The 15,853-nt window shown below is 47.1% G+C and carries 17 protein-coding genes; all 17 read left to right on the forward strand.

What is annotated here, in order from left to right; genetic code table 11:
• Window positions 1-75: 75 nt before the first annotated feature.
• The 17 genes from HCZ42_RS13360 to HCZ42_RS13440 all read left to right on the forward strand — a co-directional run bounded on the left by HCZ42_RS13360 (window position 76) and on the right by HCZ42_RS13440 (window position 15,840).
• Window positions 76-1,815, forward strand: coding sequence for a glycoside hydrolase family 36 protein (locus HCZ42_RS13360; RefSeq protein WP_167421164.1), 1,740 nt, complete (start codon window positions 76-78; stop codon window positions 1,813-1,815).
• Between the two features lie 53 nt (window positions 1,816-1,868).
• Entirely contained in the window at window positions 1,869-2,390 is a 522-nt protein-coding gene (gene ruvC, locus HCZ42_RS13365; RefSeq protein ID WP_053410819.1) for a crossover junction endodeoxyribonuclease RuvC, read from the forward strand.
• A gap of 119 nt (window positions 2,391-2,509) precedes the next feature.
• A complete protein-coding gene (gene ruvA, locus HCZ42_RS13370) occupies window positions 2,510-3,121 on the forward strand; it encodes a Holliday junction branch migration protein RuvA (protein ID WP_053410820.1) in 612 nt (203 codons plus the stop codon).
• A 17-nt stretch (window positions 3,122-3,138) separates the two neighbouring features.
• Complete coding sequence (ruvB, locus tag HCZ42_RS13375; protein WP_167421165.1) at window positions 3,139-4,143, forward strand: Holliday junction branch migration DNA helicase RuvB; 1,005 nt, start codon at window positions 3,139-3,141, stop codon at window positions 4,141-4,143.
• Between the two features lie 458 nt (window positions 4,144-4,601).
• Window positions 4,602-6,188 (forward strand): cytochrome ubiquinol oxidase subunit I, encoded by a 1,587-nt coding sequence (gene cydA, locus HCZ42_RS13380; protein ID WP_167421166.1) that lies wholly within the window; start codon window positions 4,602-4,604, stop codon window positions 6,186-6,188.
• A 16-nt stretch (window positions 6,189-6,204) separates the two neighbouring features.
• Entirely contained in the window at window positions 6,205-7,341 is a 1,137-nt protein-coding gene (cydB, locus tag HCZ42_RS13385; RefSeq protein ID WP_053410823.1) for a cytochrome d ubiquinol oxidase subunit II, read from the forward strand.
• Window positions 7,342-7,353: 12 nt separating this feature from the next.
• Window positions 7,354-7,461, forward strand: coding sequence for a cytochrome bd-I oxidase subunit CydX (cydX, locus tag HCZ42_RS13390; protein ID WP_000270284.1), 108 nt, complete (start codon window positions 7,354-7,356; stop codon window positions 7,459-7,461).
• Entirely contained in the window at window positions 7,454-7,756 is a 303-nt protein-coding gene (gene ybgE, locus HCZ42_RS13395) for a cyd operon protein YbgE (RefSeq protein ID WP_167421167.1), read from the forward strand. Before cydX ends, ybgE begins: the two co-directional genes overlap by 8 nt.
• Before the next feature lie 164 nt (window positions 7,757-7,920).
• Entirely contained in the window at window positions 7,921-8,340 is a 420-nt protein-coding gene (ybgC, locus tag HCZ42_RS13400) for a tol-pal system-associated acyl-CoA thioesterase (protein ID WP_053410825.1), read from the forward strand.
• Window positions 8,330-9,028 (forward strand): protein TolQ, encoded by a 699-nt coding sequence (gene tolQ / locus HCZ42_RS13405; RefSeq protein ID WP_167421168.1) that lies wholly within the window; start codon window positions 8,330-8,332, stop codon window positions 9,026-9,028. The genes ybgC and tolQ overlap by 11 nt, the downstream gene beginning before the upstream one ends.
• Before the next feature lie 5 nt (window positions 9,029-9,033).
• Window positions 9,034-9,477: a protein TolR gene (gene tolR, locus HCZ42_RS13410; RefSeq protein WP_167421169.1), complete on the forward strand. Its 444-nt coding sequence runs from the start codon at window positions 9,034-9,036 to the stop codon at window positions 9,475-9,477.
• A gap of 13 nt (window positions 9,478-9,490) precedes the next feature.
• Complete coding sequence (gene tolA / locus HCZ42_RS13415) at window positions 9,491-10,561, forward strand: cell envelope integrity protein TolA (RefSeq protein WP_167421170.1); 1,071 nt, start codon at window positions 9,491-9,493, stop codon at window positions 10,559-10,561.
• 12 nt (window positions 10,562-10,573) lie between these two features.
• Entirely contained in the window at window positions 10,574-11,929 is a 1,356-nt protein-coding gene (gene tolB, locus HCZ42_RS13420; protein WP_167421171.1) for a Tol-Pal system beta propeller repeat protein TolB, read from the forward strand.
• 33 nt (window positions 11,930-11,962) lie between these two features.
• The gene (gene pal, locus HCZ42_RS13425; protein ID WP_167421172.1) at window positions 11,963-12,502 is read left to right on the forward strand and encodes a peptidoglycan-associated lipoprotein Pal; all 540 of its coding nucleotides are present in this window, start codon (window positions 11,963-11,965) and stop codon (window positions 12,500-12,502) included.
• 15 nt (window positions 12,503-12,517) lie between these two features.
• Window positions 12,518-13,285: a tol-pal system protein YbgF gene (gene ybgF, locus HCZ42_RS13430; RefSeq protein ID WP_167421173.1), complete on the forward strand. Its 768-nt coding sequence runs from the start codon at window positions 12,518-12,520 to the stop codon at window positions 13,283-13,285.
• 314 nt (window positions 13,286-13,599) lie between these two features.
• A complete protein-coding gene (gene nadA / locus HCZ42_RS13435; protein WP_167421174.1) occupies window positions 13,600-14,661 on the forward strand; it encodes a quinolinate synthase NadA in 1,062 nt (353 codons plus the stop codon).
• Window positions 14,662-14,790: 129 nt separating this feature from the next.
• Window positions 14,791-15,840, forward strand: a complete 1,050-nt coding sequence (locus tag HCZ42_RS13440) for a potassium channel protein (protein WP_167421175.1) — start codon at window positions 14,791-14,793, stop codon at window positions 15,838-15,840.
• Window positions 15,841-15,853: the final 13 nt, after the last annotated feature.

Consider the following 15,853-nt stretch of genomic DNA (forward strand, 5'->3'; position numbering starts at 1 on the left):
GCGCTGTTGATGAAATAGACAGTAGCCGTATCCAATGCTCTAATTAAATTATCTAGCGATAACTGGGACTTTGCTATGGCTCAAAAAATAGAACTATCAAATGGGCGTATCGTTAATGTTCCTAACTTTGACGTACGCACAGAGCATACCCAAAACGAGCTGAGTTTTTCCTATCAAGGCATCAATAACGATGGCTTAAGTAACCGTTTCCTACTGTGCCAAACGGTGTTCGATTATGAGCGTAGCGCCGTCGTATTAGGCGACGGTTTCCAGATGTTGTGCCAGACGACAGGTACGGCGTTTGATCCCACGCCAGTCGGTCGTTGCCCAGACAACAGCTCTACCTATCGGATTTATCCGCCTCGCGACCCTCAGCGCTATTACAACTACATGGTGATCGAAAGCTCATCTGGTTATGCACTGTTTGGTTTTACCTCTTGTCACCGCTTTGCCGGTTACTTTGAGTTTGAACATCGCGATAACCACACCTTGATTAATGCCTATTTGGACGGAGAAAACTCTCACCCACAAGACTGGTCGAGCAATCAACTGGAATCGGTGGTGTTTTTGCAGGGTGAATCGATGAGCGAGCTTTTCAACGAGTTCAGTCGCTTGATAGAAGCTCATCATCCTAAGCGCGACGGTGTCACCGCGAATGCGCCGATCGGCTGGTGTTCTTGGTACGCTTATTACGCTGACGTTAAACAACAAGATATCGTTGAGAATCTAGAGGCGATGCATTCAGATTTGATGCCGCTGGAATATGTTTTGATCGATGATGGTTATCAAGCGTTCATGGGCGATTGGTTAACGCCGTCTGATAAGTTTCCTTCTGGCGTCCATTCGGTGCTTCAGGCCATCAAGTCGAAAGGTAAAAAGCCAGCGATTTGGTTAGCGCCATTTATTGCACAACCAGAGTCTCAGCTGTTCCAACAACACCCTGATTGGTTTGTGACCCATGACAATGGACAGCCACTTAAAGCGGAAGACATTACCTATGCGGGTTGGCGTTGCACGCCTTGGTATATCCTCGATACCTCCAACCCTGTGGTGCAAGAACACTTAACGTTGGTGGTTAAAACCATGCGTGAGGAATGGGGTGTTGAGATGTTTAAACTTGATGCCAATTATTGGGGGACGCTCAAAGGTACGCGTCATCAAAGCGGGGTAACGGGTGTCGAAGCTTACCGAATGGGGATGGAAGCAATAGCTGAAGGCGCTGGGGATGCGATGATTCTCGGCTGCAACGCGCCAATGTGGCCGTCATTAGGTATGGTCGATGCGATGCGAGTATCGGATGACGTTGAGCGCAGCGCCAGCCGTTTTGAGCAGATTGCCAAGGAAACGTTTTATCGAAGTTGGCAACATCGTAAGTTATGGCAAATTGATCCGGACTGTGCGACGTTTGTCTCGTTGTCCAATCAAGCGACCGATCGGCAAAATTACGAGTTTCACCGTGATGCGCTGCTGGCGTGTGGCGGATTACTGCTTTCTGGTGACCCACTCCCAGACTTAACGCCTTTTGCTAAGCAGAGTTTGTCTAAGTTGATTCTTCGCCATAAGCATACCCAGCAGGCGGCGCGATTTACGGCGCTTAACTTACATCATGCTTTTTTACCCGTAACGGAGCACAATGAGCTGCACTGTTTGTTTAATTACCAACAACCGGGGCGTGACGTGACGTTAACCTCAGATCATCCTGTCTTTTGGTACGATTACTGGACAGGCGAGCGTTTGATCAATGAGCCAACGCAAGTGATTGAAGTTCCATTAGAGCCAGGTTTGTCGAGTCGCGCGATAATTACCTCGATATAGTCTGCTGTCTGATTTACCATACCGTTAGAAGAAATAATGACGATTAGGTTTCAATGTCAGTAATATTAGGTATCGACCCAGGCTCGCGAATTACGGGCTATGGGGTCATTCGCCAAACCGGTCGCCACTTGCAATACCTTGGCAGTGGCTGTATCCGAACTTCAGAAAAAGAACTCCCGGGTAGATTAAGGCAGATCTACGCGGGTGTGTCTGAAATCATTACCCAGTTCCAACCCGATGTGTTTGCTATTGAGCAAGTATTTATGGCGCGTAACGCCGACTCTGCGCTGAAACTTGGTCAAGCACGTGGGAGTGCGATTGTTGCCGCGGTAAACAATGAGCTGCCGGTCTACGAATACGCAGCGCGTTTGATTAAACAAGCGGTTGTTGGTACGGGGGCAGCCGACAAGGCGCAGGTGCAGCACATGGTACAACATATGCTGAAACTGCCTTCCAAACCTCAGGCCGATGCAGCCGATGCGCTCGGTGTCGCTATTTGTCACGCTAACACCAACAAAACCCTTGTGGCGATGGCAGGTAAAGCGACCAGTGCACGCCGAGGTCGCTACCGATAAACCGCAGTTGAGTCTGCGGGACGGTTTACTCAAAAATGACAACACAATCGATAAAGAACTGGATGTCTATCCAGTTCTTTATTATCCTGTCGCAAATCCATTTCTAAAGAGAATTTACTGTGATTGGACGTCTACGCGGCATTCTGATTGAAAAACAACCCCCTGAATTGCTCATCGAAGTGAATGGCATCGGTTATGAAGTGCAAATGCCAATGAGCTGCTTCTATGAACTGCCAAACATCGGTGAAGAAGCGATCATTTATACTCACTTTGTTGTTCGAGAAGATGCCCAACTGCTTTACGGTTTCAACACAGTAAAAGAGCGTGCGCTGTTCCGCGAAGTGATCAAAGCAAACGGTGTTGGCCCTAAACTCGGTCTGGGTATTTTGTCGGGTATGACGGCAAGCCAGTTTGTTTCTTGTGTAGAGCGTGAAGACGTATCGACATTGGTGAAATTGCCGGGCGTAGGTAAGAAAACTGCCGAGCGTTTGGTGGTCGAAATGAAAGACCGCCTGAAAGGGTGGGGAGCAGGAGACCTGTTTACGCCGTACACTGACGCTGCACCCGTTGATAACACGCCAGCGACAAACAGCGCAGAAGAAGAAGCGATCAGTGCTCTGTTGGCGTTGGGATACAAACCAACACAAGCGTCGAAAGTGGTTTCTCAAGTTATGACTGCGGATATGAGCAGCGAAGATCTGATCCGCGAAGCTCTTAAATCGATGGTTTAAACACAAGGTTACCGACTATGATTGAAGCGGATCGCTTAATCGCACCAGAGAATCCAACCTACCGCGATGAAGACGTCATCGACCGTGCCATTCGTCCTAAGAAGCTTGAAGACTACAAAGGGCAAGACCACGTTCGTAACCAGATGGAGATCTTTATTAAAGCGGCGCAGCTTCGCCAAGAAGCGCTCGACCATCTATTGATCTTTGGTCCTCCAGGTTTGGGTAAAACCACACTGGCGAACATTGTTGCCAATGAAATGGGCGTAAATATTCGCACCACATCAGGTCCTGTATTGGAAAAAGCCGGAGACCTTGCCGCGCTGCTGACCAATTTAGAAGAAAACGACGTGCTCTTCATCGATGAGATACACCGCTTAAGCCCGATGGTGGAAGAGGTGCTGTATCCTGCGATGGAAGACTACCAGTTGGACATCATGATTGGTGAAGGGCCTGCGGCTCGCTCAATCAAGATTGACCTACCGCCGTTTACTTTGATCGGCGCGACCACCCGAGCCGGCTCGTTGACTTCGCCTCTGCGCGACCGTTTCGGTATTACTCAGCGCCTTGAGTACTACAAGATCGCTGATCTGCAAAACATCGTCCAGCGCAGCGCGGATTGCCTGGGCTTATCAATGGACGCCGATGGTGCGCTGGAAGTCGCACGACGAGCGCGAGGAACACCGCGTATCGCCAACCGTTTGTTGCGCCGCGTGCGAGACTATGCAGAAGTGAAGGGTAATGGTCACATTTGCGTGGATATTGCTGATAAAGCGCTAAACATGTTAGACGTCGACGCTCAAGGCTTTGACTACATGGACAGAAAGCTCTTACTGGCGATCATGGAGAAATTCTCTGGTGGTCCGGTTGGGTTAGATAACATGGCGGCAGCGATCGGTGAAGAGAAAGACACCATCGAAGACGTGTTAGAGCCGTATCTTATTCAACAAGGCTATCTGCAACGCACTCCGCGCGGCCGAATCGCAACTGATCGAGCTTATCTCCATTTCGGAATTGAAAAATAAGTTTTCATAGCCAGTCTCCGTGACTGGCTATTTTGTTCTATACGATCGATGTCACACTTTTAAAATCTCTCCTACCCCTAAAGAAGTAATGGATTAGCATTAGATGTTGCGCACTTGTAGTGCATAAATACCTAATCTCGTCTACTAGTCACCGTCGCTTAACATTTTCGACCATAATCTATTGATGTAGATCAAGGTGTGGATTTTTTAATCAAAAACAGCGTCTAAAGATTGACTCAAATCAAAGCGAATCTCTCCCATAAACCTTTTGAAACAATCTGTTTTTACAAGTAATATTAGCTCCAGCTATATTAGCTGATGCTTAACAATTAACTAACCGTTACGGTACATTTTTGCAACAAGGTGTTGCTTCTTTGCAACAAAGATAAAGCGTGTGAAACGCTTACTTATGCAAGTAAAATGTAGAGAGTGTCTTCAGCCGACACATAGGAGAAAACATGATTGACGTAGTTGATCTATCGCGGTTGCAATTTGCACTGACAGCGATGTATCACTTCCTCTTCGTACCATTGACTCTAGGTATGGCGTTCTTATTAGCCATCATGGAATCTCTGTACGTAATGACGGATAAGCAAATCTATAAGGACATGACAAAGTTCTGGGGTAAGCTTTTTGGTATTAACTTTGCGCTTGGTGTAGCGACTGGCTTAACCATGGAATTCCAGTTCGGTACTAACTGGTCGTACTATTCGCATTATGTAGGTGATATTTTCGGTGCTCCTCTAGCGATCGAAGCCCTTGTAGCCTTCTTCTTAGAATCGACGTTTGTTGGTCTGTTCTTCTTTGGCTGGGACCGCCTGACTAAACGTCAACACCTTGTTGTGACTTGGTTGGTAGCGTTGGGTTCTAACTTCTCTGCACTTTGGATCCTAGTGGCAAATGGTTGGATGCAAAACCCAGTTGGCGCTGAGTTCAACTTCGAAACTATGCGTATGGAAATGGTGAGCTTCGCTGAAGTGGTTCTAAACCCTGTTGCTCAGGTTAAGTTCGTACACACAGTGGCTTCAGGTTACACGACTGGCGCAATGTTTATTCTTGGCATCAGCTCTTACTACCTACTGAAAGGTCGTGACATTGCATTCGCACGTCGTTCATTCGCTATCGCAGCGTCGTTTGGTATGGCCGCTATCCTGTCTGTAATCGTACTGGGTGACGAATCAGGTTACGAGTTAGGTGAAGTGCAAAAAGTGAAACTTGCAGCGGTCGAAGCAGAGTGGCACACAGAACCTGCGCCAGCAGCCTTCACTCTGTTTGGTATCCCAAACCAAGAGACCATGCACACCGACTACGCAATCAAGATTCCTTACGTCATGGGTATTATCGCAACGCGTTCTTTTGACGAGCAAGTAACCGGTCTTCGTGACCTGCGTGACGAGCACGTTGAGCGTATCCGCACGGGTATGTACGCATACGAGTTGCTAGAAAAACTACGCGCTGGTGATAAATCAGAAGCGAACATGACGGCGTTTGATGAAGTGAAAGGTGACCTCGGTTACGGTCTTCTACTTAAGCGTTACACCGAAAACGTTGTTGACGCGACAGAAGAACAAATCCAAGCCGCTGCGGATGACTCTATCCCAACTGTTTGGCCGCTATTCTGGTCATTCCGTATCATGGTGGCGTGTGGCTTCATTATGCTATTCGTATTCGGTGCGGCGTTCATTCAGACTTGCCGTCAAAAGATCGAGCAAAAAAACTGGATTCTGAAAGCTGCGCTAATCAGTATTCCACTGCCTTGGATTGCGATCGAAGCAGGTTGGTTTGTTGCTGAGTTTGGGCGTCAGCCTTGGGCGGTAGGTGAAATCCTTCCGGTACACGTTGCAGCGTCTGCGCTGACAGCGGCTGAAATCTGGACATCGCTATTCGCAATCATCGCACTGTACACAGTGTTCCTGATTGCCGAAGTATACCTAATGGTGAAATTTGCTCGGAAAGGTCCAAGCAGCCTGAAAACTGGTCGCTACCACTTTGAGCAAAACGCTGACTCTGTAGAAGACAAAGTTAGCCGCCAAGTAGAAGCGTAAGGCAAGGAGACACGAAATGTTTGATTACGAAATCTTGCGACTTATCTGGTGGGTACTGATCGGTGTTCTACTGGTAGGTTTCGCAATTACTGACGGTTTCGATATGGGTGTAGGCGCGCTTGTACCTGTTATCGGCAAAAATGACAACGAGCGCCGTGTGATGATCAACACCATCGCACCGCACTGGGATGGTAACCAAGTATGGCTTATCACCGCTGGTGGTGCTCTGTTTGCTGCATGGCCTTTGGTTTACGCAACATCGTTCTCAGGTTTCTACCTAGCGATGATCGTAACGCTGGCAGCGCTTTGGTTACGTCCACTAGGCTTAGATTATCGTTCGAAGATCGAAGAGCCAAAATGGCGTAACACTTGGGATATCTGTATTTCTATCAGTGGTTTTGTTCCACCAATCATCTTTGGTGTGGCGTTTGGTAACCTGCTACAAGGCGTACCGTTCCAACTGAGTGATTTTATGATGCCAACGTACCACGGTTCGTTCTTTGGTCTGCTAAACCCATTCGCGTTACTTTGTGGTCTGGTTAGCTTGTTCATGATTCTGATGCAAGGTTCAACTTGGTTACAGATGAAGACTACAGACCAAGTACACGTGCGTGCTCGCAACGTTGCTCAAATTATGGGTCTACTGACTGTCGCTGCGTTTGTTGCGGCTGGTTTCTGGGTGCAAAGCATCGAAGGCTACGTGATTACTAGCGTGATCGATACTAACGCAGCGTCAAACCCACTCAACAAAGAAGTGATTCGTGAAGTGGGTGCTTGGATGAACAACTTCGAAACCTATCCGCTACTGTGGACGGCACCAATCCTTGGTGTGGTAATGCCGCTACTCGCTGTGTTGGCATCTCGTCTTGAAAAAGGCGGTATCGCGTTCCTAGCTTCAAGCCTTGGTAACGCGGGTGTGATCCTAACGGCTGGTTTCGCGATGTTCCCATTCATCATGCCGTCAGACCTAATGCCAAGCCATAGTCTGACCATGTGGGATTCTACGTCGTCTGAGCTGACTCTGAACCTAATGACAGCGGTTGCTGCGGTTATGGTTCCGGTTATCCTTGGCTACACCTCTTGGACTTACTACAAGATGTTTGGTCGTCTGGATAACAAATACATCGAAGACAACAAAAACTCACTTTACTAAGGAGCATTTACTATGTGGTATTTCGCATGGATTCTAGGTGTACTACTTGCTTGTGCATTCGGTATCATCAACGCTCTTTGGTTAGAGCACTCTGAAATGATGGATAAAGACAGTGAGTAACCTCGCTGCGCAGGTAGCCAAGCTACATGCACCATTAGATAAGACCCTGTTTAGGGTCTTATCACTATTGCTGGGTTTTTATCATGTTGCGATGGTGATGTGGGATCCAGAAGCATATTCTGCTTCCATTGGTGGCTTCAACGCTGTTATCTCACCGCTAATGATTTGGGCAATTTGTTCAAGCATGATTTTTGGTTTGAGTTTCAAACCTCGTAACTGGTACTGGCAAGTTTTCTTCAGCCCATACTTTTCGTTATCGATCCTAATTTATCTGACATTGATACGATTGGTATAAGTGAGCTGAGAGATATTTATCCAATAGTTCATTGAAATAGCGCCAACATTGTTAGTTGGCGCTATTTTTTTGTCCAATTTATGGAAATCCGTTGTTATCCCTTGCACATACGGTCATGGGATGCGTTATAGTAAGGCTCTTCAACGAGTTAAAAGGGTTCAGTAGTGCAATCAACCCAAGCTATTTTTGAATGGCCAATCACCGTGTATTACGAAGATACCGATGCTGGTGGTGTTGTGTACCATTCTAACTATCTAAAGTTTTTCGAACGAGCAAGAACCGAGCTGCTTCGCAGTGTTGGCGTTTCACAACAAACACTATTGGAACAAAACATTGGTTTTGTAGTCCGACACATGGACATCGATTTCTTGCAGGGTGCGCGTTTAGACGACCACTTGGTAGTGAAAAGCTCAATCGCAGAAATAAAAAAGGCATCGCTTACCTTCTGTCAGGAGATCGTAAATCCTGCGGGCAAATCATTGTGTAAGTCAATGGTTAAGGTAGCATGTATCGACAATGAGAAAATGAGGCCAATCGCGATTCCTCAATCAATAGTTATGGAGTTTACGCACAGTGACCGCTGATATTTCAATGCTTGACCTTTTTTTACAAGCCAGTCTGCTGGTAAAAATGGTGATGTTAACCTTGCTGGGTATGTCGATTGCTTCTTGGGCAATGATTATCAAACGCAGCAAAGTACTCTCTCAAGCGTTTAAAGATACCGAAACATTCGAAGATAAATTCTGGTCAGGGACCGATCTATCGATTCTGTATCAAAATGCCAAAAAGCGTAAAGATGAACTGTCTGGTACAGAAGAGATTTTCTACTCAGGCTTCACAGAATTCGCCCGTTTGCGTAAATCGAACGTAGATTCACCCGATTTCATTATGGAAGGCACAGGTCGTTCAATGCGCGTCGCCGTTGCTCGCGAAGTCGACGAACTGGAAACCAATCTACCTTTCCTTGCCACTGTGGGTTCGATCAGTCCTTACATCGGTCTGTTTGGTACCGTGTGGGGTATCATGCACGCGTTTATCGCTCTAGGCGAAGTGAAACAAGCAACGCTTGCGATGGTTGCTCCGGGTATCGCGGAAGCACTTGTTGCTACGGCGATGGGTCTGTTTGCTGCGATTCCAGCGGTAATGGCTTACAACCGTCTAAGCAACAAAGTTGGCAAACTAGAGCACAACTACGCCACGTTTTCTGAAGAATTCCACAGCATTCTTCACCGTCAGGCGATGTCTGGCCGTGAAAGCGTGCATAAGGAATAAGCGTAATGGCGGGGTATCAACGTAAAAAGCGAAAGATGACGGCAGAGATCAACGTCGTACCTTATATCGACGTCATGTTGGTACTGTTGATCATCTTTATGGTGACGTCACCTTTCGTCACCCAAGGTGTGGATGTCGAGCTACCGAAAACCGCGACGGCGAAACCTGCTTCCGATCTAGCAGGGGACAATGATGCAAGCTTTATCATTGTCGAGATCGACCGTGACGGTAACTTAGGCCTCAGCGTCAACGACGAAGAAGTGCAACGTGGTTTATCGCTTCAAGACGTTATTGTCCGCGTTAAAGCCGAACTTTCATTGAAACCAAACTCACCGGTTGCAGTGGGGGGAGATGCGGCGACACCGTACGCAGATGTGGTATTAGTGTTGGATGAATTAAGCCAAGCAGGTATCCCTAAAGTAGGTCTGCTGACGGACATTAAGGAATAAGCACGCTTAGTTTATGAAAGACAATAAGCCAAAAAAAAAGAGTGATTACGGCAAGTCGATAGCAATATCGACTTCGCTACATGCGCTGTTGATCGTTGCTCTGATCTGGGGTGCGGATTTCACCATGTCTAAACCAGAGCCGACAGGTCAAATGGTTCAAGCGGTGGTGATTGATCCTGCTCTCGTCAAGCAGCAGGCACAGAAAATTCGCAGCCAACGTGAAGAAGCCGCGAAGAAAGAGCAAGACCGTTTAGATAAGCTGCGCCGCGAAAGTGAGCAGCTGGAGAAAAACCGCAAAGCGGAAGAAGAGCGTATTCGTAAGCTGAAAGAACAGCAAGCAAAAGAAGCGAAAGCCGCGCGTGAAGCTGAAAAGCAGCGCGTTCAAAAAGAGAAAGAACGCCAAGCGGAAGAAGCTCGAGCTCGCAAAGAAAAAGAGCGAGCAGCGAAGGCAGAAGCTGAGCGCAAAGCGAAAGAAGAAGCGGTTAAAAAAGCGGAACAAGAACGTTTAGCGAAAGAAGCGGCGATCGCGAAAGCCGAGCAAGAACGTATCGCACGTGAAAAAGCGGCAAAAGAAGCCGAAGAAAAAGCACGTCGTGAACGTGAAGCGGCTAAGAAAGCGGAACAAGAGCGTATCGCTAAAGAGAAGGCCGCTAAGGAAGCAGCAGAAAAAGCCCGCAAAGAGAAAGAGCGTCTTCAACGCTTAGAGCGTGAGCGCAAAGAACAAGAAGCGGCGCTTAACGACATCTTTGCAGGATTGGAAACCGAAGCGGATCAAAACAGCGCCGCACGTAATCAGTTCATTAATGATGAGTTGGCACGTATGTCGTCTATCTATACTCAAAATATCCAGCAAAGGCTGATTAAGGACGATTACCTGTTGGGAAAGGAGTGTAGGGTCAACATCAAACTGATCCCTACAGGTTCAGACATGTTGGTTTCTGGTGTTACCGTGTTGGGTGGAGATTCAAGAGTGTGTGCTGCAGCCAAGAGTGCGATTGCTCAGGTTGGCTCTTTCCCTAAATCGGCGGAAGCTTCTGTTAACGAAAAACTTAAAGATATCAACTTAACTGTTGCATTGGACTAAAAGGAATAAGACGTGACTAAACGCCTTTTACTAGGAATGTTTGTACTGCTAAGCAGTATAACGAATGTCGCAAATGCGGCATTGGAACTGGTCATTACCGATGGTATTGATTCGGCTCGTCCGATTGCGATCGTCCCATTCAAGTGGGAGGGCGCGACTAAGTTACCACATGACATGTCTGCGGTTATCGCTTCAGATTTACAACGCAGTGGTAAATTCAGTCCGGTTCCGACCAGCAAAATGCCACAAACCCCTTATAACGCGTCTGAAGTGAATTTTGACGCTTGGACGGGTATGGGTGTGGATGCACTGCTGACGGGCAGCATCTCGCAAAATCCAGATGGCAGCTACCTGATCAACTACCAGTTAGTTGACGTCGTACGCGGTCAGTTAACGCAAGGTCAGAGCAAAGCATTAAGCGCTGACGGTCAATTGGTACTTTCACAAGACCACGTACTGTTCAACAAACGTGCGACGGTTCCGGGTAAACGCATGCGCGAATACGCACACCGTATCTCGGATCTGATTTACCAAGAATTGACGGGTGAGCGCGGCGCGTTCTTAACACGCATTGCTTATGTTGTGGTGAATGACAAAGACCAGAAGTACCCATACCAACTTCGTGTATCGGACTATGATGGCTACAACGAGCGCTTAGTATTACGCTCGAAGCAACCACTAATGTCACCAGCATGGTCACCGGACGGTAAAAAGCTTGCGTACGTAAGCTTCCAAAATGGTCAGGCTGAAATCTTCATCATGAACATCTATACCGGTGAACGTGAGAAGGTCACGTCATACCCTCGTCACAATGGTGCACCAAGATTTTCCCCAGATGGCAAGCAGTTAGCGCTGGTGTTGTCTAAATCAGGTAGTCTGCATGTTTACACCATGGATTTGACGACGCGTAAACTGAAACAAATCACCACTGGTCGCTCAAATAATACCGAACCTTTCTGGCATCCAGATGGCAAAACCTTGATCTTCACTTCGGATAGAGGTGGAAAACCACAGATTTATCAAGTAGATTTGGCAGGCGGCTCTCCGAAGCGTTTGACCTGGCAGGGAAGTCAGAACCTAGGTGGTCAGATTACACCAGATGGTCGGTTCCTAATTATGGTGAACCGTAGCAACTCTGGATTTAATCTTGCGAAACAGGATTTGGAAACAGGTTCGGTTCAAGTGTTAACCAAGACACTGTTGGATGAATCTCCAAGCATCGCTCCGAATGGCGGCATGGTTATATACAGCTCTGTTTATCAGAAAACTAACGTTCTTTCGATGGTATCGATAGATGGACGCTTTAAGGCTCGATTACCAGCAACAAACGGACGAGTTCGTGCTCCTGCATGGTCACCGTTTTTGTAGCAAGTAAGTATCAACAACTAAGGAAAAATAAAAATGCAACTAAACAAAGTTCTTAAAGGGCTACTAATTGCGCTACCAGTACTAGCAGTTACAGCGTGTAGTTCAAGTGACGACGCAGCTAACGCAACTGGCTCTGAAACTAACCAAACTACTGCTGGTGAAGCAGGTAGCGTTGATACAACGGTTGTTTCTCCAATGGACCAAGATGGCCAGCTTTCTGAGCAAGAACTTAAAGAGCAAGCTCTACGTGAATCTTCAACCATCTACTTTGCATTCGATAACTCAACTATCGCTGCGGATTACGAAGAGATGCTAGCAGCTCACGCAGCTTACCTAAGCAAAAACCCAGCACTTAAAGTAACTGTTGAAGGTCACGCAGACGAGCGTGGTACTCCAGAGTACAACATCGCACTAGGCGAGCGTCGTGCAACTGCAGTTGCGAAATACCTACAAGCACTAGGTGTTCAAGCGGACCAAATCTCAATCGTTAGCTACGGCGAAGAGAAGCCTCTTCTTCTAGGTCAATCTAATGATGTGTACGCTAAGAACCGTCGTGCTGTTCTAGTATACTAATCAAGGATAATCCCTATGTTCAGTAACCTAAAGCGCGTCATTACGCTTACGTTACTGGCAAGTGCAGCGAGTACTGTTCTCGCTGCACCAGCTCCAGTATCTGATCTAAGCGGTAGTAATGTTGCCTCTGCCCGTACAAACGAATCCGAAGTTCAGCGTCTTGAACGTCTGCTACAAAACCGCAATCGCGTCCAGTTGCAGCTACAACAGCAAGTGGACAATATGGCTCTGGAAATCAGTGATTTGCGTGGTCAACTGGAACAAAACAACTATGAAATGCAACAAATGTTGCAGCGTCAGCGTGAGTTGTTTATTGAACTAGACAAACTACGCAGCCAAAAAGCCGCCGCGCCCGCAGCCGAAACGCCCGCACCAAAGCAAGATAAAGGTGCCGCTGCCGGAAAGTACACCACTAACGCGGACGAACAAACTGCATACCAAAACGCAGTCGACCTTATTCTTAAAAAACGTGACTACACTGGCGCGATTGCAGCGTTCCAGAAGTTTCAGAGTGACTACCCTGATTCCACGTTTTCAGCAAACTCACACTACTGGTTAGGTCAGCTTTATTTTGCCAAGAAGCAAGATAAAGACGCAGTGAAGAGTTTTGCCGCTGTTGTCTCTTACAAGGATTCAAACAAGCGTGCTGATGCTTTAGTGAAGCTAGGTGACATCGCGACTCGCAACAACAATGCGACTCAAGCGAAGAAATACTACCAGCAAGTATTGGATGAATATCCAAACAGCGCATCGGCGAAGCTCGCAAGCGAGCGTCTTAACTAATACCAATCGTAGTAAATAACTGCTCATTCTAGCTTGTTAAAATACTCGATAACTGCGTTGAAATTTTTGATTGTAGAATAACTACTTATCGAAAAATTTTGCCTTGTTCTCAAGTGTTTTTCCTTCGCTATATCTGATCATTTACTTACTGTGATTGGTATAACAAAAAAGAGCGCTTCGGCGCTCTTTTTTGATCTCGGCTTATTCCTTTTAGTAGCACAATAACAACCAACTTATTGGGCTATAAACTGGCATCTTGAATCGGGTTAGGGTTACAATACTTGGATTACTGGAAGTTGCGTAGAGCAAGAGCAATGAGCCACATTTTAGATAAGATCGAAACTGTTTACCCTTTTCCTCCAAAACCAACACCGCTTACAGACAGCGAAAAGCAAACGTATATTGCGAATATTAAAAAGCTGTTGAAAGAAAAAGACGCGGTGCTGATCGCACACTACTATACCGACCCTGAAATCCAGGCGCTGGCTGAAGAAACAGGCGGTTTTGTAGGTGATTCTTTAGAGATGGCGAAGTTTGGTAACCGTCACCCAGCAAGCACCCTAATAATCGCTGGTGTTCGTTTTATGGGGGAATCTGCAAAGATTCTCACCCCAGAAAAACGCATCTTGATGCCAACCCTTGAAGCAGAGTGTTCATTAGACTTAGGCTGTCCTGCAGACAAGTTCAGTGAGTTCTGTGACGCACACCCAGACCATACGGTTGTTGTATACGCCAACACTTCTGCGGCGGTAAAAGCGCGCGCAGATTGGGTTGTTACATCGAGTATTGCCCTTGAAATCGTTGAGCACCTAGACGCGGAAGATAAACCGATCATCTGGGGCCCTGACCGCCATCTAGGTTCATACATTGCCAACAAAACTGGCGCTGATATGTTGCTTTGGCAAGGTGAGTGTGTGGTACACGACGAGTTTTCGGCAGACGCGCTACGTAAGATGAAAGCGGTCTACCCAGAAGCGGCAATCTTGGTTCACCCAGAGTCACCAGCAAGCGTTGTTGAACTGGCAGACGCGGTGGGCTCAACCAGCCAGCTCATCAAAGCGGCAAAAGAGTTGCCACACAAGCAAATGATCGTGGCAACGGACAAAGGTATCTTCTTCAAGATGCAGCAACTCGTGCCTGAGAAAGAGCTAATTGAAGCGCCGACCGCTGGTGCAGGTGCCACTTGCCGCAGCTGTGCTCACTGTCCTTGGATGGCAATGAACGGTCTTAAAGCAATCGAAACCGCGCTACGTGACGGTGGTGAAGACCACGAGATCTTCGTTGATGAAGCGCTACGAGTGAAGTCTTTGATCCCGCTTAATCGCATGCTTGATTTCGCTGAGCAGCTCAATATGCAAGTGAAAGGCAACGCGTAAACTCGTTACAAGACATGTATCAAAAACCAGCTATTTAGCTGGTTTTTTTATCGCTGTTGCTAAGTAACCGATTGTCGCTTATGTATATAATCATTATTCAATGACTTAAACAAAGACTCTGGTGTATCTATGACCGTTTGGTTCGTTTTTAAAAGATGGTTCAAGTCGAATGTGTTTAGTCTGAGCAACCGAAACCTACTGGTTCTCAGCGTGTTATACATCTTAATTGCTTGGGTATTGTTGTACACCGCGGGCGAGACTGATCTGACTAACGATCTTTCAACATTTATCTATTACTTGATGGTCACTGCGTCAACGGTTGGTTATGGCGATTATTCGCCAACAACAGATTTGGGTAAGTGGATCGTCATCTTGTTTGTCATACCGGGCGGATTGAGTTTGTTTGCTGCGATATTAGGTCGAGTGGCAAGCGGTGCGATTGATTATTGGCGAGCGGGCGTATTAGGGAAACGGAGAGTGAACGTGGAAAATCATATTCTTTTGCTGGGTTGGAATGGTCAGCGTACCGTTCATTTGATTCGAATGTTGCAACACGAAGAAGAGGGCAAAAGGCCGATTGTATTATGCAGCCGTTCTGACATCGAAAACCCGTTGCCGGGAGAAATTCAGTTCGTCAAAGTGACCAGTTATACCGATAGCGAGCAAATGAAGCTAGCGAACGTACCGAGCGCGAGTTGTGTTGTGGTGGATAACCTAGAAGATGACATTACATTATCGGCGTCGTTGTACTGTGCCAACATTAACCCTGACGCGCACTTACTGGCGTATTTTAAAGACGAAGCGTTAGGTAACTTGTTGAGTCAACATTGCCCGAAAGCAGAGTGCATTCCCGCTGTTGGCGCGGAAATGCTTGCCAAAGCGGCGGTTGATCCGGGTTCCAGCGCGTTGCACCAAGAACTACTCGCATCGACTCGCGGTATGACACAGTATTCAACCTTTTATCCTGAAGACGCTCCTGCGACGGACGTAGAAGCAATTTTTACGTATATCAAGCGAGCTTATCACGCGACTTTGATTGCGATTGATGTCGGTCAGGGGATAGAACTGAATCCAGACCTCGACCGTGAAATTCCTGCAGGCAGTAAGTTGTTCTACATCGCTGATGAGCGCGTTATATCGTTCGACTGGCAAGCAGCGGCGAGCGCGAAATCCAATTAAGTTTATCCGTAAC

The organism is Vibrio hepatarius (assembly GCF_011806575.1).
GTDB lineage: Bacteria > Pseudomonadota > Gammaproteobacteria > Enterobacterales > Vibrionaceae > Vibrio > Vibrio hepatarius_A.

Coding starts and splice junctions, on each gene's coding strand:
- HCZ42_RS13360 (WP_167421164.1), top strand. CDS start 76: ATGGCTCAAAAAATAGAACTATCAAATGGGCGTATCGTTAATGTTCCT.
- ruvC (WP_053410819.1), top strand. CDS start 1,869: ATGTCAGTAATATTAGGTATCGACCCAGGCTCGCGAATTACGGGCTAT.
- ruvB (WP_167421165.1), top strand. CDS start 3,139: ATGATTGAAGCGGATCGCTTAATCGCACCAGAGAATCCAACCTACCGC.
- cydA (WP_167421166.1), top strand. CDS start 4,602: ATGATTGACGTAGTTGATCTATCGCGGTTGCAATTTGCACTGACAGCG.
- cydB (WP_053410823.1), top strand. CDS start 6,205: ATGTTTGATTACGAAATCTTGCGACTTATCTGGTGGGTACTGATCGGT.
- cydX (WP_000270284.1), top strand. CDS start 7,354: ATGTGGTATTTCGCATGGATTCTAGGTGTACTACTTGCTTGTGCATTC.
- tolR (WP_167421169.1), top strand. CDS start 9,034: ATGGCGGGGTATCAACGTAAAAAGCGAAAGATGACGGCAGAGATCAAC.
- tolA (WP_167421170.1), top strand. CDS start 9,491: ATGAAAGACAATAAGCCAAAAAAAAAGAGTGATTACGGCAAGTCGATA.
- pal (WP_167421172.1), top strand. CDS start 11,963: ATGCAACTAAACAAAGTTCTTAAAGGGCTACTAATTGCGCTACCAGTA.
- ybgF (WP_167421173.1), top strand. CDS start 12,518: ATGTTCAGTAACCTAAAGCGCGTCATTACGCTTACGTTACTGGCAAGT.
- nadA (WP_167421174.1), top strand. CDS start 13,600: ATGAGCCACATTTTAGATAAGATCGAAACTGTTTACCCTTTTCCTCCA.
- HCZ42_RS13440 (WP_167421175.1), top strand. CDS start 14,791: ATGACCGTTTGGTTCGTTTTTAAAAGATGGTTCAAGTCGAATGTGTTT.